The following is a 21,621-nucleotide window of genomic DNA, read 5'->3' on the forward strand; positions in this document are numbered from 1 at the left end:
AAAAATACGATTTTTCATTTATAAAAAAAATCATACACAAATTGTATATTGTATATGATTTTGTAATAGGGTAGACCACTGATCTACCTCTTGTATTTTTAAAATAAATTATAGATTGTCTTTTTCCAATTTTTTAATTTCGTTTAAATTTTTCTTTAATTTTTTTAGTAATATTCCATAAATTAATAAATAGTAGGCGATAATTATTAAAAATAAAATTATGCAAATGATAATAAAAACAAATATATTTTCAGGATAAGAGAAATTAAGTCTTATTTGATCGATATTTAAAATATCTGTAGAATTGAATCCTCGTCCCAATCTTTTTCCATACATAAATTCATAAAAGCCGGTTAAAATTAGTATCAATACACCCAGCAAAATATTAATACAAATAAAACAATTAACGCTTTTTCTAAATCTTAATATATTATTGATTAAATCTTTGGTTGAATACAGGAGATTAATTTTTTTATAGCATCTGTAAAAATAAAATATAAATCCAATGGAAGTTATAAGATTAAAATAGATGAGCAATCTGCTCATGTGGTAATTACGAATGTAAACTTTTAGAGCTTCCCCTCCCAAATTGGGCATAATAAGGTTCATATCCGCTGCTGTAAACAGGAGAGAGGTCATTAAAATTATAAATTCAATAACACTTATGATTACAATGTATTTTACATTATTACGCGATTTTTTATTAAGCATCAATATTAATTCTGCCTGAGAATATTGATTGGTCTCACTTTGCTTTTGCCAAGATTTTTTTAGACTGTCTATATCCAATTCATTCTTCATTTTTGTTCATTATTTCTTTTAATTTGGTTTTCACACGATTCATCTTTACCCGAGCATTAACTTCTGTAATACCTAAAGTCTCGGAAATTTCTCTGTAAGATAAATCTTCTAAATATAGCAACACTAAAGCTCGTTCTATTTCAGAAAGTTTTTTAATAGCCTCATAAAGCTTGTTGATTTGTTCTTGCTTTTCACTAAAATCATCATTTTCAGATATTTTATATAAGGTGTTATCAATTTCTTGGGTATTGATGGTTTTAGTTGATTTTCTAAAAAGAGTGATAGCCGTGTTTAGTGCAACTCTATACATCCAAGTAGTGAATTTAGAATTTCCTTGGAAACTTTTATAGGATTTCCAAAGTTGTAATAGAATTTCTTGAAATAAATCTTGAGAATCTTCTTCATTGTTTGTATAAATTCGGCAAACTTTATGAATGATTCCCTGATTTTTTTCAATTAATTTCGAAAATTCTAATTCGATTTTTTTCACAGGTTTAGTTATTAAATTATAAGTAATTACATTAAAAATTTTGTTACATAAATAGAATTTGGATTAATTTAATCGGGGATTAATTTTCCAGGATTCATAATATTTTTAGGGTCAAGAGCTTTCTTTATGTTTTTTTGGATTTGCAAATTAGCCTTTGAAAAAACTATAGGCAAGAATGTTTTTTGAAGCAATCCAATGCCATGTTCTCCTGAAATTGTTCCCCCAAGAGAATGGATATACTCAAATAATTCATAAAGCATAGCGTGAATAACCGGATTATTATACGAATTTTTATATTTGGGATGATTGAATCGAATGTGTAGATTTCCATCTCCTGCGTGACCGTAACAAACTACTTTACATTCATTTTTTTCAGCTAATTGATGAGCAAATTTTATCAAATTAGGTAATTCAGCTCTTGGTACAACCGTATCTTCTTCAATAGTATATCCGTTTGATTTTACAATTTCAGCAACTTTTCTTCTTAATTCCCATAAACGATTTTTATCTGTTTCATTGTCAGCAAAGTAAATTTCTTCTGTCGGAAAGGATTCAACAACCGATATGGTTTGTTCAAGTAATGGTAATAATTCTTCTTGAGAATTTCCGTCGAAATTTATTAATAGATGAGCTTGTACATTTTCCTGTAAAATAATAGAGTTTTCATCTAAATGCAATAAGGTTTGTTCCAAAGCATTTCTTTCCATAAGTTCAAGTGAACATGGTAGTAAACCGCTTTTAAAAATTTCCGTTACAGCCTTTGCCGAATCCTCTAAATTGTGGAAAGGAATAAGCAAAGTTATATCAGTTTTGGGTTTTGTAAGAACTTTTAAAACGGCTTTGGTAACTATACCTAATGTACCTTCACTACCAATAAACAATTGGGTTAAATTATACCCTGTTGAATTTTTAAGCGTATTAGCACCTGTCCATATAATTTCTCCATTGGGGAGAACTACTTCTAAATTCAATACGGAAGCAGAAGTGACTCCGTATTTCACCGCTCGTAATCCTCCTGCATTGGTAGCAATATTTCCTCCTATATAAGAACTGCCCCAACTCGAAGGATCGGGACCATAAAATAAACCGTGCGGTTCTAAGGCTTGTTGAAGTTGGTAATTGATAACACCAGCTTCTACAACAGCCTGATAGTTCTGAATATCAATTTCTATAATTTTATTAAGTCTTTCCATGGATAAAACAATTCCTCCATGTATAGGTAAAGCGCCTCCCATTAGTCCGGTCCCCCCGGATCTAGTTGTAATAGGTATCGTTTTTTCATTGCAGAATTTAACTATTTGAGAAATTTCTTCCGAATTTTCAGGTTTAACAACCAACAAAGGTTTAAAACTTAAATTTTCGGTATGATCATAAGAATAAAATTCAAGACTTTGTTCATCGTAGAAACAATGTTCAGGTCCTAATAATTCAACAAAAAAATCAATATATTCAGGCATAAAGTTAAAATTCAATGCAAAAATACTAATTTGATAACAGAATTTAATAGATTATTCACTACAAATGGTCGAGTAGTTTTTATATTTGTATTTATGTTTTCAAAAAGATTTATACTACTTATAGTTTTACTTTTTTTAAGTTGTATATTCTTATTTCTTATTAATTTATTGACCGGATTTGAAAATATTTCTTTATACGATCTTTTTTTTACTCAAGAAGAAACTAAAACGTTAATTATATCGTATCGATTTTACAGGGCGGTAGCTGTAGTATTAGCAGGGATATCATTACCCGTTAGCGGATTTTTACTTCAAGAACTTTTTAAAAATCCTTTAGCAGAACCTTCCGTCTTAGGAATTACATCTGCTTCAGCTTTAGCTGTAGCATTGCTTATTTTTTTAGGTGGAGGACTATTCTTTCTTCAATACCAATGGCTAGAAGGTTGGTTACTTATCATAAGTGCTTTTACGGGTGCCTTGCTTACTTCACTCCTGTTATTGTTTATATCCAAAGAAATTAAGAATATTTCAACATTTATTATTATTGGTTTTCTTTTATCCTCTTTTTGTGGGTCATTAATCAGTACTTTACAATTTTACTCACAATCTGAATCTCTGAAACAATACGTATATTGGTCTTTTGGTTCATTTGAAGGATTATCCGGAAATCAAATTTCAGTTTTTACAATTTGCACGATACTGGGACTATTTCCGGCTTTTATGTCGGTAAAAAAATTAATAGGTTATCTCATGGGAGAGGAGTATGCAAAGGTTTTAGGAGTGAATATGGCGAAGCTTAAAATTAATATTCTGATAGCCGTCTGCTTACTCACGGGAAGTACAACCGCTATGCTTGGGCCGATTGTATTTGTAGGTATTATTATTCCGCATTTTTGCAGACAAATTTGGAATCCTTCCGCACTTTGGGCTCAAATTAATTTAAATATTTTAATAGGCAGCGGATTTATGTTATTGGTAAGTCTTATTATGAGTTATACGCAATTGCCTGTAAATATACTTTCCTCTTTGATAGGTGTACCAACAATATTATTTATAATTTTAAAAGACAGATTTAAAAATTAATCCTTTGGAAACAAACAGTAATTCTATACTTGAATTTCATAATCTATCCATAGGTTATCAATCGCCAATTCTCTCAGGGATAAATGCTACCATGAAAAAAGGAGAAATTATACTTTTGACTGGAAAAAACGGAAGTGGAAAGACAACATTATTAAAATCCATTTATGGTGAACTTCCTTTGCTTGAGGGCTCAATAAAAATTGAGGGTAAAAATATTTCTGAAATCTCACCCCTAGAAACAGGAAAATATCTTGCGGTAGTTCTTTCTAAAATCGCTGTCAGCCCCTCTCTACGGGTTTTTGATTTAGTGGCTTTAGGTAGATATCCTTATAAAAAATGGTATCAAAGTCTTACAAAAAAAGAAATTGAAGCGATTGACGATATACTGCACCTGTTGAATCTTAGCCGATATAGAGAATATAATATAACTAAACTTTCGGATGGTAATCTTCAAAAGGTAATGATTGCCAGAGCTTTAGTTCAAAATTGTCCAATATTAATTTTAGATGAACCTACCTCACATTTAGATATAGCTAATAAATTAGAAATCATGAAAATAATTAAAATGTACGCCCACGATCAGGGTAAATCTATTTTATTTACTTCTCATGATTTATCCTTAGGCCTTGCTGTAGCAGACCGATTATGGTTTATAAAAGATGATTTGTTACATACAGGTTTTACAGAAGATATTGCTAACAGATATAACTTATATGATTATTTTGTAAACGATACAATACGTTTTGATTATCAAGCCAATGAATATAATTTTTTCAAATCTGATAATTCTAAAACGGTACGAGTAGATTCCAAATCTCAATCTGCATACTGGTTAAAAAAAGCTTTGGTAAAAAATAATTTTGTTATTTCCGATCAAGCATCCATCCAGATTTTAGAAAAAGATTCCGTATTTTATCTTCTTGATAAAAATCAAAATGAATACAGTTTTATATTCATAGAAACACTTATCAATTTCTTGAGATTAAAAAATAGTTAATCAGTTAATTTAATTAACTACGTAATAGGATAAAAATAGAGCAATGGCTGTTGCTGAAATTACCCCGATTAAACCCGGTATCATAAAACTGTGATTAAGAATATATTTTCCGATATGGGTTGTTCCTGTTCTATCAAAATTTATGGTCGCTAAATCCGATGGATAAAAAGCAAAAAAGAAGTAAGCATAAGATGCAGGAATACATCCGATTAAAATGGATACAGGTATATGTAGCATAAATCCAATGGGCATCATAACTAATATTGTGGCTGCTTGACTTTTTAAAAACATAGACACACAGAACATGGCTATGGCAAATGTCCAGGGACGTTCTTTCACCATATCACTTATTAAAGATAATAAATAAGATTCATTATTTTTTATTACGGTTTCACTCATCCAAGCTATTCCAAAAATCATAATTACAGCAATCATTCCCGCATTAAAAACCTTAGTATCCGATATAGATTTAGCTTTAACTCCGGTTATTAAGACAATAATAGCACCAACTCCTAACATGATAAATTGCAATACGCTGGTCATTGGAATGGTTTTACCGTTATTTTTTGGTAAAATTGAATCCGGGAATAAAGCAATTAAGATGATAAATAGGATACCAATAAAGAATAAGCTTAATGATATTTTAGCATCTTTTGAAGGTTTAGTACTTTCAGATCTTTCTAAATCGCCTACTATATAGGCTTTCATATCAGGATCTTCCATTTTCTTTAAAAATGCAGGATCTTTATCGAGATCTTTTCCTCTGTTTAAACTCCAAGTTGCAGCTAACATCACTCCTAAAAAACAAGAAGGTGCGGTAACTAATAAAATGTCAATTAAATTTATGGTAACTCCGGCTTTATAAGCCACACCAATCATAGCTGCTGTTGCTGCTGCTATAGGACTGGCTGTAATTCCCATTTGACTAGCTATGGAAGCTACCGCCATAGGTCGTTCGGGTCTAATTTTTTGTTTAAAAGATACATCGTAAATAACCGGTAATAATGGATATACAGCATGACCGGTTCCTACAAGCATGGTTAAAAAGAAAGTGGATAAAGGAGCTAAATAGACAATATATTTTGGATTTTTACGTAAAATTCTTTCCGCAAAACTCACCAACATACCAAGTGCACCGGTGGCCTCTAAGGTTGAGGAAGCAGTAACTACGGCAAGTATTATAAGCATTACATCAATGGGAGGTAATCCGGGAGAATCCCTGAATAATAAAACTAATATGGCCACTCCAAATCCCCCTAATAAACCTAAGGAAACTCCACCTTTTTTTATACCAAAATAAATAACGATTAATAATAGCCCTAATTGTGTGATAAATTTTAGAGGGGCGTTATTTTCATTCGTTGCATTCGAGTTAGAAATGGTTTCTTTTTTAGTCTCCTCTGATTTTATTTCATTAGAATTCGCAGAAGCTTTTTGATTTACCTGAGCTGTTGAGGCAGTTGCAAGTATACTTACATTCTGAGATTTAATAAATATTGGCGTGAATAAGATGAAAGTTAACAATATAATATAAATGTTTTTCATATAACTCCTTTTTCAAGGATAAAACTAGATAATTTATCATTTTTTATTTATATGATTTTTAACATGTATATGTATAATATAATCTAACGTGCTGAAAATGTGGTCGAAAAGCGAATAGTTAACTATTAATTTATTTTAATTATAAATAAGTTAATGATTAGTTAAAATAATAAACCTAATTATAATTGACTGACAGCATCCGATAATTGCTTTAAAGCAACTTCAAGTACAGATCGAGGACATCCGACGTTTATCCTCATAAATCCAGTACCTTCCTTACCAAACATGGCACCATCATTTAATGCTAAACGAGCTTTCTCTATAAAAAAAGAGTTTAATTCTTTTTGAGATAATTTTAATTCTCTGCAATCCAGCCATATCAAAAAAGATGCTTCCGGTATGATTACTTTAATTTTTGAACAGTTTGATTTTAAGAATCGGTCAACATATTTAGTATTTTCTTCGATATACTTTTTTAATTGATTCATCCATTCTTCCCCTTTTTCATACGCAATTTGTATGGCCAGATAGGCAAATATACTTCCTTGATTCAATTCGTTGCTAACCAAATATTTATGATAACGCTCTCTTAAATTTTTGTTTTTAATAATGGAGTAGGAGGTAACCAAACCGGCTATATTGAACGTTTTGGAAGGTGCACTAAGGGTAATGCTGTTTAGTTCTGCTTCTTCAGAAACTGTTGCAAAAGGAACATGCTTATTTCCAAATAGAACCAAGTCAGAGTGTATCTCATCCGAGATAACCAAAACATTATTTTTATAGCAAATTTCAGCAAGTTTTTTCAACTCATTTCGACTCCAAACTCTGCCTCCGGGATTGTGGGGATTTGAGAGTAATAAAATTTTACATTTAGGAGTCATTAATTTTTCCAAACTCTCAAAATCCATTCTGTATTGATCTCCTTCTAAAAGTAAGGGGTTGGTTACCACTTCTCTGTCATGTAATTGGGTTATAATACGAAAAGGATAATAAACGGGCGGTTGAATTATAATTTGGTCTCCTTTTTCTGAAAAGACATCTATAGCAAAAGCAATTCCTTTGACTACTCCGGGTAAATAACTAATTTCTTCTTTGCTTACTTTCCATTGATGTTGTTTCCATTGCCAATTACAGATTGATTGATAGTATTCATTGGAAACATAAGGATATCCAAAAATTCCGTTCTTTGACCTTTCAACCATAGCATCAACAAGTTCCTTTGGAGATTGAAAATCCATATCTGCAACCCAAAGAGGGATAAGATCATCTCTTCCAAATCTTTCTTTAAGTACTCCAAATTTAAGTGAATCTGTATTTTTTCTATCTATGATTTGATCAAAATTATAATTGCCCATTTCCGAATAATATTTACACAAAAATATGAGTTTTTTTAGATGAAGAAGGTGATTTTTTATATAAAATTTTATATTACTGTTTTTGTTATTCAAAACAATATAATAGTTTTATTTAAACTTAAATTATAAGATAAGTTCCAATATTTAATATTAATTTATTTCATGTAATTAGATAAAGTATAAGGATAAATGAAGTAGAATATAAATATTTGTATAAAATTTTTATTTTATCTTTGCAACTTTTAATTTGAAGAAATATGAAATTAAGGTATTTATTTATTTTTATCATTATACTATTGGCTGGTAGTCTTTTTTTTACTAATCCGGACAAAGAAATGCACCAAGCATTTATTAAAGATAAATTAACATCCATTATGAATCAGAAAGTGGAGGATGAACTAAATGAAAACAAAGATCTTAATCTTAATTTTTTAGCTGAATTTAGTAAGAATATAATTCCCGTTATCAGTGATAAGATCGTTACTTACATGATGGATACTCATATAAGAAGAGAAAATTATTATCTGTTTTCTACCATTGAAATCTTATATCATGATCAATGGAAAACTATTGGATTAGGAATATTCGATAAAATGTTCTTATTTCCTAAAGTAGAAGAAGAAATTCAAAAGTTTGATATCAAGAAAGAATTTAATAAACTATCACAAAATAATCCTTAATATCAATATAATTTTAAATTCTTTAAGAGAAAAGTTTAATGTGGAAGCTATTTTTTATTATTCAATATAGCAAAAAGAATTATCCCCAAAACTGCAAAAATACATATACCAATAACAACCAACATTTGAAATATTTCCTTTTTAAAGTTTATTTATAAATTATGTTATTTTATTTCAAAATTCCATTGTTTAATTTTTTCCATAAAATGGTAAGCAGTTAAATCAAATTGAACGGGAACTATACTTATAAAATTATTTTCTAATGCCCATTCGTCCGTGTCATCTCCCTTATCTGAATTACACCATTTACCCGTCATCCAATAGTAAGTTTTGCCCTTAGGATCAATTCGACGGTCAAACTCTTCATCCCAATGAGCATTTGCCTGTCTGCAAATTTTAATTCCTTGAATATCTTTTTCTTCGGCTTCAGGAATATTTACGTTAAGAACGATCCCTTCCGGTAATCCATACTTTAAAATATTTTCACATATTGATTTTATATGTTTTCTGGCTGCTTTGAAATTTGCAGTATAAGAAAATTCGCATAGAGAAAAACCAACGGAAGGAATTCCTTCAATACCTCCTTCAATGGCAGCAGACATCGTTCCGGAGTAGATTACATTAATAGAGGAATTGGAACCGTGATTAATTCCGGAGACACAAATATCCGGTTTTCGGGGTAATAATTGATCAATGGCTAATTTCACACAATCCACAGGAGTACCGCTACAAGCCCATTCTCTGCGGGTATCATTTTCAATATACATTTTTTCTGCACGAATAGTGGAATGAATGGTTACTGCATGACCCATTCCACTTTGAGGCTTATCCGGAGCAACAACATATACTTCACCGATTTCATTCATAATATCAATCAACTCACGTATTCCCGGAGCATTGATTCCGTCGTCATTGGTAACTAATATTAAGGGCTTTTCCATAGGATTTCAATGAAATTTAAAATTTATAACAAAACTAAGATTTTTCCTTGTAAAAATATAGTATCTTTGAATTTATTTTTTAAAATTACAAATAATATACGTAAACCGATGCTTAATTTAAAAAAGACCTGGATATTTTTATCGCTATGTTCCATGAGCCTGTTAGTGTTTTGTTTTAATGCTTCTTCTCATGCCGACAATGAAAGAGAGATAATTAAAAGAGTTAGAGAAACACTACTTTTTACAAGCTATGCGCCTAAAAATTTAGATGTGTCTTATTCAAGGGATGTTTTTAAAAAATATATGGAAGACTTAGATCCGTTTAAAAGATATTTCCTGGATTCCGATATGGATGAGTTTTCTGAATACAGAGATAAAATGAGTGATATGTTTATTAATAATGATGTTTCATTTTATCATTTAACCATCGATAGGTTATATAAAAGAATTGATGAAACGGAACAATATGTTAATGATATTTTCAGCGAGCCAATTACTTTCTCTAATGATGATTATTTTTATTCTGATGATAAAAAAAGAAAATTCCCAAAAAATAAAGATCAGGCAAAACAGTATTGGAAATCTTACATTAAATATAGAATACTGCAGGAAATATTTAATACTCAAAACGTAAAAGATAGCATAAATACTAGTGACTCCATAAAAACGGATTCGATCAGTAAAAAAGTTACTAAAAAAAATGAAAAGCCCAAAACAAAAGAAGAAATAGAAGCAGATGCTGTAAAAAAAGTTAAAGAAAACTTGTCAGAATATTTTAGACAAATAAAATTAAGAAAAAAATCTGATCTATATTCCATATTTGTCAATGCATACACGGAAGTTTTTGACATTCACACTACCTACTTTTCACCTAAAGATAAAGAAAATTTTAACAGCTCTATAAGTGGTAAAATTATAGGAATTGGTGCAACATTACAAGATGTTAAAGGATATCCTACGATCAGGGAATTAGTAATTGGTGGTCCGGCTTGGAAATCTAAAGAAATTGAGGCAGGAGATAAAATAATTAAAGTGCAACAAGGTAAAAACGGTACTCCGGTAAGTGTCGTAGGAATGTTATTAGATGATGCCATCCGATTAATAAGAGGGGAAGAAAAAACTACGGTAGTATTAACTTTAGAGAAAAAGGACGGAAGTACCAAAACGGTAACTCTGGTAAGAGAAGAAATTGAAATTCAGGAAACCTTTGTTAGAAGTGCAATTATAACGGATGAAAAAGGTAATAAATTCGGTATATTGTATTTGCCCGAATTTTATGTGAATCTAGAGAGTAACAGTAAAGGTAGAGATTGTTCTGATGATATTAAAAGAGAAATTAATGAATTAAAAAAGCAAGGAATTACCGGTTTAATTATGGACGTAAGAAACAACGGGGGAGGATCATTGTCTGAGGTGGTTGATATAACCGGATTATTTGTAGGAAAGGGGCCCGTAGTTCAAGTGAAAGATTCAAGCGGAAAAATAAAAGTATTAGACAGTAAAGAAAATGATATTGTTTGGGATGGACCTTTAATTCTTATGACCAATGAACTTTCAGCGTCTGCGTCAGAAATACTGGCCGGAGCCATGCAAGATTATCATAGGGCTGTGGTTGTCGGACCTTCTCAAACATATGGTAAAGGAACGGTACAAACTATCTTTCCTTTGGATCGATTTGGTATGAAAGACGATAAGTTCGGAGCCTTAAAGGTAACTATTCAAAAATTTTATAGGATAAACGGAAGTTCAACTCAGTTGAAAGGGGTAAATTCCGATATAGTTATTCCCGGTATATTTTCCTATTCTGATATCTTTGAAAAGTCTCAAGAATATGCTTTACCGTGGGATCAGATATCTCCAACAAATTATTCTACCTGGAAAGGTACCCCTAAAATAGATTATGAATATCTTAAAGCTAGAAGTGCAGAAAGATTAAAAGGTAGTACCTATGTTTCGTCTATAGAGAAAGCAGGTAAATGGACAAAAGAATTGGAAAAGATTACTAAAATCCCGCTAAAGTATGATAAGTTCATGCAGGAAATGAATAAAAGAAGGGATCAAAGTAAAGTATATGAAAAGGAAACTAATTTTGATGCAAAAATAAAAGTAGAGGCTCCGGCTTACGAGTTAGTCAAGTTTAAAGAAGATACTGTCCTTAAAGCAAAACGGGAAGATTGGTACAAAGGAATGAAAAAAGATTTTAACCTTAGAGAATCTGTCAATGTTTTAAATGATATTATTAATAAAAAATAATTGAACAATAGCAAAAACAATCCATAAATTTTTATGGATTGTTTTTTTTAACCCATTTGAAAATAGAATAAATTTTTTTAGATTTAATTATAATAAATTTTAGTCATGGATAGATCTAATTTTCGATATATCAATAGGGAAATAAGTTGGCTTAAATTCAACTCTCGAGTACTTCAAGAGGCAATGGATAAGAAAAATCCTTTATTGGAAAGACTTCGTTTTTTAGGAATATATTCTAACAATTTAGATGAATTTTATAAAGTAAGGTATGCTTATATAGCACGAATGGTTCAATTCAACAGAAAATATAATAATATTGTTGAGAGTCAAGAAGATGTAAATTTATTGGAAGAGATTAATATGACGGTTGCTCATCAGCAAGAAAAATATGATAAATTGTATGAACAAATTATTAAGGAGCTGGCTAAAGAAAAAACCTTATTAGTTGATGATAAGACCTTACCCGAGAGCTTGAAACCTTTTGTGCAAGATTTTTTTGAAAATAAATTAAGTCATAATTTAACTATATTATATTGGAAAGAAGGAGATAAAACTATCAACCTTAGAGATAATGTTTTTTATTTAATAGTAACCATGACTAAAAAAAATGGAAATCAACAATATGCTCTTATTGAAGTTCCTTCGGACAGATTTTCGCGCTTTTTAGTCTTACCTGATATTAATGATAAACATTATGTAATATTTCTTGAAGATATTATTAGATATCATTTAAAAGATATCTTTCAATTTTTTAAATTCGAGACCATCGAGGGGAAATCCATAAAATTAACGAAAGATGCGGATCTATCCATTGATAACGATGTGCAAGTCAGTTATGTAGATAGCATAGCAGTGGCCTTAAAAGAAAGATTAAAAGGATTACCGGTCCGCTTAGTATACGATAAAACTATTGATCCTAAAACGCTCAGGTTTTTAAAGAAAATGTTTGATCTTGATGAATACGATAGTTTAGCGCCCGGAGGAAAATATCATAATAAAAAAGATTTTATGAAATTTCCTACCTTAGGACGGCAAGATCTGGAATATAAAAAAATAGAACCGATTATACCTAAAATTTTAAAAGGCGAAAAAAACTATTTTAAGGCTTTTGCCAAAGAAGATACTTTACTTTATGCTCCGTATTATGATTATTCTGTTTTTTTGAAATTTTTAAGAGGAGCGGCTATCGATCCAAAAGTAAAAAAAATAAAAATAACCATATACAGGGTTGCCAGTGACTCCCAAGTTCTAAGTGCCATACTCAATGCTGCAAGGAATGGAAAAGAAGTAACGGCAGTTTTAGAATTAAGGGCAAGATTTGATGAAGCTCATAATATTAAATGGTCAAAACAATTACAAGATGAAGGAGTCAAGGTAATTTTTGGAGTTCCCGGATTAAAAGTCCATTCAAAAATAGGAATTGTAGAAAGAGAACCTCAGCGAGGTGCAGCTACTAAATATGCATTTATTTCAACAGGAAATTTTCATGAAGGTACCGCACGATTGTACACGGATTTTACTCTTTTTACAGCTAATGAAGCTATAGTAAAACAAGTGGATCAAGTATTTGATTTTTTTAATGCCAATTATTTGGTAAAACATTATAAAGATATAGCAGTAAGCCCTTGGGGAATACGTCGAAAAATTATACAAGGTATTGAACGGGAAATAAACAATAAAAAAAACGGATTACCCGCACAAATTAATATTAAAGTTAATAGTATATGTGATAAAGAAATCATTGATTATTTATATGAAGCCAGTAAAATGGGAGTTGAAGTTCGAATGGTTGTACGAGGTATTTGTTCTATAATCCCTCAAGTTCCGGGTTTAAGTGATCATATTAAAATAATTAGTGTTGTAGATAAATTTTTAGAACATCCACGAGTGTATTGGTTTAAGAATGGAGGTGATGACCTCATTTATATTTCATCGGCGGATATTATGGCAAGAAATCTTGATCATAGAGTTGAAGTTGCATGTCCTATTATCAGCACAAAAAATAAACAGGAGATTATGAAAATTTTCGAACTAGGTTTTAACGATAATGTCAAAGGACGTTTGATAAAAGAAGGATTTGAGGAACCCTATCAGAAAAACAGAAAAAAGAAAAATCGTTCTCAAGAAACTATATACCAATATATTAAAGAGTTCAATAAATGATGAATATATTAACCTATGCTGCTATAGATATTGGTTCTAATGCAGTACGACTACTAATAAATACCATTTATGAAACTAAAGAAACTGTAACATTTAATAAGACCAGTTTAGTTCGTGTACCTATAAGACTGGGACAGGATGTTTTTACAGATAAGAAAATATCTAAAAAAACTATGGTTCGGTTAAATGATGCAATGTCAGCTTATAGCTTATTGATGAAAGTTTATAATGTGGATGAGTATAGAGCATTTGCAACATCTGCTATGCGAGAAGCTTCAAATTCCAAAGATGTTATCAATTATATAAAAGACAAAAGCGGAATTAAAATAGATGTTATTTCCGGAGAAGAAGAAGCAAAGATCATTTTTAGTTCGGAACTTAAGAATTTTTTGTATTCCGATAATTATTATTTATTCGTAGATGTTGGAGGGGGTAGTACGGAAATATCCCTATTAAATAAAGGTAAAGTTCATCATAGTCAATCTTTTCCTATAGGAACCGTTAGATTATTAGATAAAAAGGTAGATGAAAATTATCTAACAAATGTCATTAAACCCTGGGTGACTAAAATAACAAAAGGTAAATCCGTGGATTTAATAGGATCAGGAGGAAATATAAATTTTGTATTTAAAAATTCAGGAAAAAAAGAAGGTAAATTTCTTTCGGCTTCTTATATACATCATCAGTACGAACTATATAAAGGCATTTCTTATGAGGAAAGAATTGAAAAATTTAATATGAAACCGGATAGGGCAGATGTAATAGTTCCGGCATTATTAATATATAATTCGGTCATGAAATTTGCACATTCAACAAGAATTCATGTTCCAAAAATTGGTGCTGCTGATGGAATGATTAATTTGATGTATAATTTTTATAAAAAAACATTAAAATAAAAAACATATAATTTATGTTTTATGTTAATACAATTTACTAAATTTAGATCAATAATATTTTAAAGTAAATATTTTCATATTACTTAAAATTATTTATGAGATATTTTTATAGTATTTTATTTGTTATCATTAAATGTGTATTTTACTTATGTATTTATTTTATTTAATTTTAATAAATTTAATTATTAAATTTTAAATAATTTTTAGATTATAATCTTAAAATATATTATTTTTGCCAATCTTAATTTAGTATTAAAGAATAAAAATATAATAATTAAAAATATTGTATTTTAAAATATTTTGATAATATATTTATTTATAAAAATAAAAAACTAATGAAAAAAAATAGTTCTTTTATCATACCACTTTTATTAATTCTTTTATCAGGATTAATATCTTCATGTGTCTCGAAAAAAGATCTATATTATTTTCAAGGTAATGAAGCAGTTTTGAAAGAATTTTATAAGTATACACCAACTTTAAAACCAGATGATTTATTAATAATTACTGTTTCAGCCTTGAATTTGGAGTCTACGCTTCCATTTAATCAACAAAGTCCATATAATGCAAATACTACTGGATCAGAAAGTTTAATTTCAACAAATCCTAGATTGAAAACCTACTTAATAGATGAAAAGGGTGAAATTGATTTTCCTGTACTTGGTAAATTAAAGTTAGGAGGATTAACTCGATCTCAAGCTATGGATTTTATAAGAAATAAACTTAGAAAATATATTAAAGATCCATCAGTTAATATTCACATATCCAATTTCAGAATTACAATTTTAGGTGAAGTTACTAATCCAGGAACATATACATTATCCAATGAAAAAATTACAATTCTTGAAGCTATTGGTTTAGCAGGTGATCTTACTATATATGGAAAAAGAAAAGATATTTTAGTCATACGAGATAAAGGAGGAAATAAAACTTTTACTACGGTAGATTTAACTTCAAAAGAAATATTTAGATCGCCGGTATATTATTTATCTCAAAATGATGTAATTTATGTTCATCCTAATAATGCAAAAACTAATTCTTCAGCTTATAGCGCAACAAATTCGGTATTTATATCTTTAGCAGGTATAATTATATCCGTAATTTCAATTCTTACCCGTTAATATATTTGTAAATAGTATGAATATGAATAGATATGACAAAAATATATATTATGAAAAAGAAGATTTTATAAATTTAAAAGAATTAATATTTCAATATATTAAATATTGGAGATGGTTCTTATTCTCCATCATAATAACTACGTCTATCGGGATTTTATTTTTGAAAATTACTCCTAAAAAATATTTGTCAGAAAGCAAAATTATTCTTGAAACAGGAAATAAAGAAAGTTTTCTCATTTCAGAATGGATGGATATGACAGATTTTGCGGATCTATCTCGAAATAAATTAGATGATTGGATTGAGATACTTAAATCGCGTCGTTTAATGATGAAGGTTGTGGACAAATTAGATTTAAATATTAAGTATAAAGAAAAAAAAGGGTTTTTAACCACAGAAATTTATAAAGAAAATTCACCTATTACATTAAAATTTGTTGACGAGAAATCTAAGTATTTAGTTGATAGCACCAAAAATTATGAGATAGTTATTAAATCTAGTAAAAACTTTATTTGTAAAGACCTAAAAACTAATAATAAAATTGAAGGTATTTTCGGCAAACCATTGAAATTTAAGTTTGGAGAAATTATTTTTTTTCGCAACCATACATCTAATTCGGAAAAATCCGTATTAGTATCCATTGTACCCCTTATAGATATTACCTTAGAATATATAAATTTATTGGATGTTTATAGTATGTCTAAAAATGGGCATGTAATTAATTTAGGCATGAAAAGTAATTTACCTAATAATGCCAATAAAATAATTGATCTTTTAATACTACAGTTTCAAGACGATATAATTGATGATAAAAAGAAGATTGGAAAAAAAACTATTTCATTTATAAATGATAGATTGTCTTTAATATCTAAAGAGCTCGGTATAACAGATGGTAGCATGGAAAAATTCAAATCAACAAAAAAGATATTTGATTTTGAAACCGAGGGGAAAAAACAAGTTTTAGAATCTTCTAGAATTGAAGAACAAATAAAGCAACATTCCATACAATTAAGTTTAATAGATTATATGAATAATTTTATTAATTCTAATAAAAATTCATTATTACCCTCAAATATAGGTTTAACAGATAATTCTCTAATAGCCATAACAAAACAATATAATGAACTCGTTCTTGAAAGAGATAAAATGTTAGTTAGTTCAACTAAGGAAAATCCGATAGTTAAAAATTTAAATTCTCAAATCTCGGAACTAAACAATAACATTCGCGTCAGTTTAAGAAATTATAAAAATACTACTAGTATTGCAATTGGAAATTTAGAAAAACAAATAGGACAAGTTTCAAGTAAAATATCAGAATTGCCTTCAAAAGAAAGAGAATTTAAAGATATTTTTAGAAAGCAACAAACCATTGAAGCATTATTTTTATTATTACTTCAAAAAAGAGAAGAAACACAAATATTTACCGCTTCAACTCCCAATATTGTTAAAATTGTTGATAAAGCTTTTTATAATAAAAATCCTATTTTTCCAAAGCCTTATATAATTATTTTTATATCTGGTTTTATAGGTTTTATAATTCCAGTTGTAATATTTTATATAAATTTTTTATTCGATGATAAAATTAAAAATAAAAATGATATTGAAAAAGTAATAACAAATATTCCTGTTATAGGATATTTACCGAAATCCGATACAAAAATTGTGGATATTACAAGTATAAATTCTACCTCAGCAGAAGCTTTTAGATTATTGCGAACAAATATAAATTTTTTCCTCCCAGAAATGGATTATAAATCTAAATGTGTATACGTAACTTCAACAATAAGTGGTGAAGGTAAAACATTTGCTTCAATAAATTTAGCACTTACATTAGCTTTAGCGAATAAAAAAGTTTTAATAATTGAAGCAGATATTCGCAAACCAAAAATTAGAGAAAATTTAGGTATAGAAGGCAATTTAGATGGAGTATCGGATTATTTATCTGGAAATATTAATGATATTTCTACGAATATAATATCTATTAATTCAAGTATTTCAAATATATTTACCTATTTCAAACAACAATCTTCTTGCTTAAAAATAGATTTATTTCCTTCAGGCAAAATATCACCTAATCCTTCTGAATTATTAATGAATGGAAGATTTGAAAATATTATTAAATACGGACGTGAGAATTATGATTATATAATTGTTGATACAGCCCCTATAGGTGTAGTGACAGATACATTGTTGATTAATAAATATTCTGATTTAGTTTTATTTATAATTAGAGTAAATTATTTACAAAAAAATATGTTAGATATATTACATCATACTAAAAAAGAGGGTAAATTTGATATTCACAAAACATCCATACTTATAAATTATGTAGATACACAAGATGGATATGGATATAATTATACTTACGGCTATAACGACAAAAAATACACTAAAATTAAACATTTCGTAAAAAAATATATTTTTAAGGCATAAAAATATTATATTTACTGAATTATAAAACTGACTAGAAAATATATAAAAATATTTTAAATTATTTTAAAATATTTTTCACTGCTAACTCCAAAATATATTAATAAAAAATGCATGATGATAATAAACGTATAGCTAAAAATACGCTTTTTTTATATTCACGAATGATATTTTCATTGGTAATAAGTTTTTACACTTCTCGTCTAATTCTAGAGACATTAGGTGTTGAAAATTATGGAATTTATAATATTGTTGCGGGAGTCATAGTTATGTTCGGATTTCTAAATGCGTCGATGAGTGGAGCAACATCTCGATTTTTAACATTTGAACTTGGTAAAGGAACTAAAAAATCTTTGTTTAAAACGTTTACAGCTGCGTTATCTGTTCATTTTATAATTGCTGGTATCATTTTACTTTTGGCGGAAACTATAGGATTATGGTGGTTGAATAATAAAATTGTTATTAATCAAGATAAATTATTTGCTGCGCAGTGGGTATATCAATTTTCGGTTTTAAGTGCTATTATTAGTATAATTCTAGTTCCTTTTTATGCAATGATTATAGCACATGAAAAAATGAATATTTCTGCCATTCTTGAAGTTGTCAATAGCTTGCTAAAATTAGGTGTTACTATACTTCTAATTTTTGTTAATTTAGACAAATTGATTTTATATTCCTTTTTACTTTTATGTGTGGCGGTTATAGTAGCAATAGCATATATAATTTGTTGTTTAAGAATTTTAAAAAATTATAAGTATAAACTAGAATGGGATAAAACCATTATTTATCCTATGTTGAATTTTTCTGCATGGGATTTATATGGAAATGTCAGTGTTATTGCTAAAACTCAAGGTGTAAATATGCTGCTTAATTCTTTTTTTGGTGTATTTTTAAACGCTGCTTATGGAATAGCGAATCAGGTTCAAGGAGCAATTACAAGCTTCTCAAGTAGTTTTTTATCAGCAGTTCAACCACAAATCGTAAAATATTTTGCATCGGGTGAATTAAATCGAATGAGAAATTTAATGAATAATGCAACAAAACTTGCTTTTATCTTAATTTTTTTATTAGAATTACCTTTCATTTTAGAATGTAATTTTATATTACACATATGGTTAAAAGAAGTTCCAAACTATGCTTTGAAATTTACACAACTAAATCTAGTATCAAATATAATTTATGTTGTTAGTGCTCCAATGCTTTTTGCTATACATGCTACAGGAAGGATAAAAAGTTTTAGTTTTATTTCTGGAACAATATATTTAATGGTTTTACCATTCTCTTATGTCTTCTTTAAAATGGGATATTCACCCATTATTCCATATATATTAAATGTTATCATGATGATAATTTATTACTTTTCAATAACAATAGTTTTGCAATATTTACTTCCACAACTTTCCTATAAATTTATATCGTTAAAAAATTTATTTTTGTGTTTAATGGCTGTATTTTTTGGATCTGTAATTCAGATATATCTACATTATTTATTAACAGAAGGATGGATAAGATTACTATTAGTTTGCTTTTTATCTATTATATTAATTCCTTTATCAAGTTATTTTATATTATTTGACAAACCTATGAGGGTAAAGATAATTAATTTATTAACGAATAAATTAAATTTTATTTTAAAAATATTTAAAAACAAATCTGTAATTATCTTTTAATCATTTTTAAATACGAATTTGCATTAATATATTATAATAATCGACTGTATAAATTTAATTAAACATAATTAATTTAAATTAATATAAGATAAATAATTTTGACATTATAATATCATGCATTTTTAATTAAACTCGAAACTTATTTAAAATTTAATTTTGTTAAATTTATTAAGTTACATGGAAAAATAAGCGATCTTTAATCAAATAAAAGAGCTAAACACTTTGTGTATATAGCCCTTTTACAAATTATAAATTATTTATCCATTAAAGTTATTATAACTACTCGGTTCCAATCATTATTAGGATAAGGTTGAATTGAATCACCCTTTCCAATTGATATGATACGATCTTTAGATATTCCGTATTGTTTGATTAATTTGTTTTCAACAGATTTAGCTCGTTTAATTGAAAGTGCTTCATTGTATTTTTTTGTTCCTGTTTTGCTGTCACATAAACCAACAATTTCAACAATACAATCTTCATTATTTTTAAGGAAATCAGCAATATTATAAATTATAGCCTCTTGTTTAGAGTTTATAATACTGCTATTAATTTCAAATTGAATAGGATATGGATTATTTTTAATAATAACCTCCCTAGAAATTTCAACCTTTGGTGGAACATTTTTAATTTTATCAAGATTGTCAGCTAAAAGTTTATTTTCATTATTTAAACTATCTATTTGGTTAGTTAATTTATTTACTAATTCATTATTATAAGCATTGTCAACAACATGTACCTTATCTGCTTTTTCAAATATTTGTTTACCACCTAAACCTAAAATAAAACCTAAATTCACAGAACCGATTCCATCCCAATCTTGTTTTTTATAAGATTTTGTCCATCTTTTTGGGTATTTGGAATCGTTGAACTTTGATTGAACAGCTTGGGCAGAAATATCTAAACTTATCGCAAAATTTTTATTAATTCGAAAAGTATTTAATAAACCAAGTAAAATTACTGGAGAATTATTATCGATTGCATTTCTATCAGTTCCTATACCAGCTCCTGCATACGATATCAAACTATAGGCTCTATCGTCTTTATACCCATAAAATAAGCTAGAAAGATCTAACATCGCGTCAGCATGAACTGTTATATAGTAACCACGATGCATATGATGTATTAATTTAGGGTCTAAAGTACTTATATCAACCGGATTTCTATTTTCATCAAAAACGGGTCTTCCATTTGGATTGAATGTATGTTTTAGACCACCTTGAAACGTCAATCTTGCCCCAACAAGTGGTGAAAACCATTTGCCGACACTTATATGAGACGCCCATGTAAGACGATCAATAAAACTAGCTTCTTTGAATTGTTTACCTCCAAAATACATTCCGCCACCACCACCAATATTTATAAACCAATTATCCCAAAAACGATTTGTTAGATACCTCGGATAGGGTTTATCGTCTTGTGAAAATAAAAATGAAGTGCTTACAAAGAAGTAAAGAACTATTATTATCTTTTTCATAAAAATATATTTTTTTTAAATTTAATATTTATATTAATTTTATACAAATATTATATATAAATTTAATAATACGTAAACAATAAAAATAAATAAATTCTATGATTTTAAATATAGGTATAAAAATTAAATGTTTAATTTTTGGGCATGAGATGACTTTTAATTTATTTAGAAAATCTTAAAAGTTGATATCGATTTAAAATAAGTAATTATTATAATATTGAAAATAAAAAAGGTTACATATACTATGTAACCTTAAAGTTATAT

Annotated in this window: 16 protein-coding genes; 9 read left to right on the top strand and 7 right to left on the bottom strand. The window is 28.4% G+C overall.

What is annotated here, in order from left to right:
* Window positions 1–108 precede the first annotated feature (108 nt).
* The 3 genes from GFV00_RS00170 to GFV00_RS00180 form a co-directional block, all read right to left on the bottom strand.
* The gene (locus tag GFV00_RS00170) at window positions 109–801 is read right to left on the bottom strand and encodes a hypothetical protein (protein ID WP_160556798.1); all 693 of its coding nucleotides are present in this window, start codon (window positions 799–801) and stop codon (window positions 109–111) included.
* Window positions 791–1,291, bottom strand: a complete 501-nt coding sequence (locus GFV00_RS00175; RefSeq protein WP_105297843.1) for an RNA polymerase sigma factor — start codon at window positions 1,289–1,291, stop codon at window positions 791–793. Before GFV00_RS00175 ends, GFV00_RS00170 begins: the two co-directional genes overlap by 11 nt.
* A gap of 68 nt (window positions 1,292–1,359) precedes the next feature.
* Window positions 1,360–2,748 (bottom strand): FAD-binding oxidoreductase, encoded by a 1,389-nt coding sequence (locus GFV00_RS00180; RefSeq protein ID WP_160556797.1) that lies wholly within the window; start codon window positions 2,746–2,748, stop codon window positions 1,360–1,362.
* A gap of 93 nt (window positions 2,749–2,841) precedes the next feature.
* On the opposite strand from GFV00_RS00180, the gene GFV00_RS00185 reads away from it, so the two are divergent.
* Window positions 2,842–3,831: an iron ABC transporter permease gene (locus tag GFV00_RS00185; protein ID WP_160556796.1), complete on the top strand. Its 990-nt coding sequence runs from the start codon at window positions 2,842–2,844 to the stop codon at window positions 3,829–3,831.
* Between the two features lie 4 nt (window positions 3,832–3,835).
* Complete coding sequence (locus tag GFV00_RS00190) at window positions 3,836–4,828, top strand: ABC transporter ATP-binding protein (RefSeq protein WP_160556795.1); 993 nt, start codon at window positions 3,836–3,838, stop codon at window positions 4,826–4,828.
* Window positions 4,829–4,837: 9 nt separating this feature from the next.
* Here GFV00_RS00190 and GFV00_RS00195 read toward each other — a convergent pair whose 3' ends face one another.
* Together GFV00_RS00195 and GFV00_RS00200 are read right to left on the bottom strand one after the other, a co-directional pair.
* Window positions 4,838–6,373 carry an anaerobic C4-dicarboxylate transporter gene (locus GFV00_RS00195; protein WP_160556794.1) on the bottom strand — a complete coding sequence of 512 codons (1,536 nt, stop codon included), beginning with the start codon at window positions 6,371–6,373 and terminating at the stop codon, window positions 4,838–4,840.
* A 179-nt stretch (window positions 6,374–6,552) separates the two neighbouring features.
* Window positions 6,553–7,728, bottom strand: a complete 1,176-nt coding sequence (locus GFV00_RS00200) for a MalY/PatB family protein (protein ID WP_160556793.1) — start codon at window positions 7,726–7,728, stop codon at window positions 6,553–6,555.
* A 257-nt stretch (window positions 7,729–7,985) separates the two neighbouring features.
* On the opposite strand from GFV00_RS00200, the gene GFV00_RS00205 reads away from it, so the two are divergent.
* Window positions 7,986–8,408 carry a DUF4359 domain-containing protein gene (locus GFV00_RS00205; protein ID WP_160556792.1) on the top strand — a complete coding sequence of 141 codons (423 nt, stop codon included), beginning with the start codon at window positions 7,986–7,988 and terminating at the stop codon, window positions 8,406–8,408.
* Between the two features lie 164 nt (window positions 8,409–8,572).
* Here the strand turns inward: GFV00_RS00205 and surE are convergent, their stop codons facing one another.
* Window positions 8,573–9,349, bottom strand: a complete 777-nt coding sequence (gene surE / locus GFV00_RS00210; RefSeq protein WP_160556791.1) for a 5'/3'-nucleotidase SurE — start codon at window positions 9,347–9,349, stop codon at window positions 8,573–8,575.
* Window positions 9,350–9,457: 108 nt separating this feature from the next.
* Between surE and GFV00_RS00215 the strand changes: the two genes are divergently transcribed.
* From GFV00_RS00215 to GFV00_RS00240, 6 genes are all read left to right on the top strand, one after another.
* Window positions 9,458–11,602, top strand: coding sequence for a carboxy terminal-processing peptidase (locus GFV00_RS00215; RefSeq protein ID WP_160556790.1), 2,145 nt, complete (start codon window positions 9,458–9,460; stop codon window positions 11,600–11,602).
* A gap of 105 nt (window positions 11,603–11,707) precedes the next feature.
* A complete protein-coding gene (ppk1, locus tag GFV00_RS00220) occupies window positions 11,708–13,765 on the top strand; it encodes a polyphosphate kinase 1 (RefSeq protein WP_160556789.1) in 2,058 nt (685 codons plus the stop codon).
* Window positions 13,762–14,661 carry an exopolyphosphatase gene (locus tag GFV00_RS00225; protein ID WP_160556788.1) on the top strand — a complete coding sequence of 300 codons (900 nt, stop codon included), beginning with the start codon at window positions 13,762–13,764 and terminating at the stop codon, window positions 14,659–14,661. Before ppk1 ends, GFV00_RS00225 begins: the two co-directional genes overlap by 4 nt.
* 335 nt (window positions 14,662–14,996) lie before the next feature.
* Window positions 14,997–15,782: a polysaccharide biosynthesis/export family protein gene (locus tag GFV00_RS00230; RefSeq protein ID WP_160556787.1), complete on the top strand. Its 786-nt coding sequence runs from the start codon at window positions 14,997–14,999 to the stop codon at window positions 15,780–15,782.
* 22 nt (window positions 15,783–15,804) lie between these two features.
* Window positions 15,805–18,213, top strand: a complete 2,409-nt coding sequence (locus tag GFV00_RS00235; protein WP_160592808.1) for a polysaccharide biosynthesis tyrosine autokinase — start codon at window positions 15,805–15,807, stop codon at window positions 18,211–18,213.
* A gap of 290 nt (window positions 18,214–18,503) precedes the next feature.
* Complete coding sequence (locus GFV00_RS00240) at window positions 18,504–19,880, top strand: polysaccharide biosynthesis protein (RefSeq protein ID WP_160556785.1); 1,377 nt, start codon at window positions 18,504–18,506, stop codon at window positions 19,878–19,880.
* A 253-nt stretch (window positions 19,881–20,133) separates the two neighbouring features.
* On the opposite strand, the gene GFV00_RS00245 is transcribed toward GFV00_RS00240, so the two are convergent.
* Window positions 20,134–21,357, bottom strand: coding sequence for an OmpA family protein (locus tag GFV00_RS00245; RefSeq protein ID WP_160556784.1), 1,224 nt, complete (start codon window positions 21,355–21,357; stop codon window positions 20,134–20,136).
* Window positions 21,358–21,621 lie beyond the last annotated feature (264 nt).

This window comes from Apibacter sp. B3935, assembly GCF_009827705.1.
Taxonomy (GTDB): Bacteria; Bacteroidota; Bacteroidia; order Flavobacteriales; family Weeksellaceae; genus Apibacter.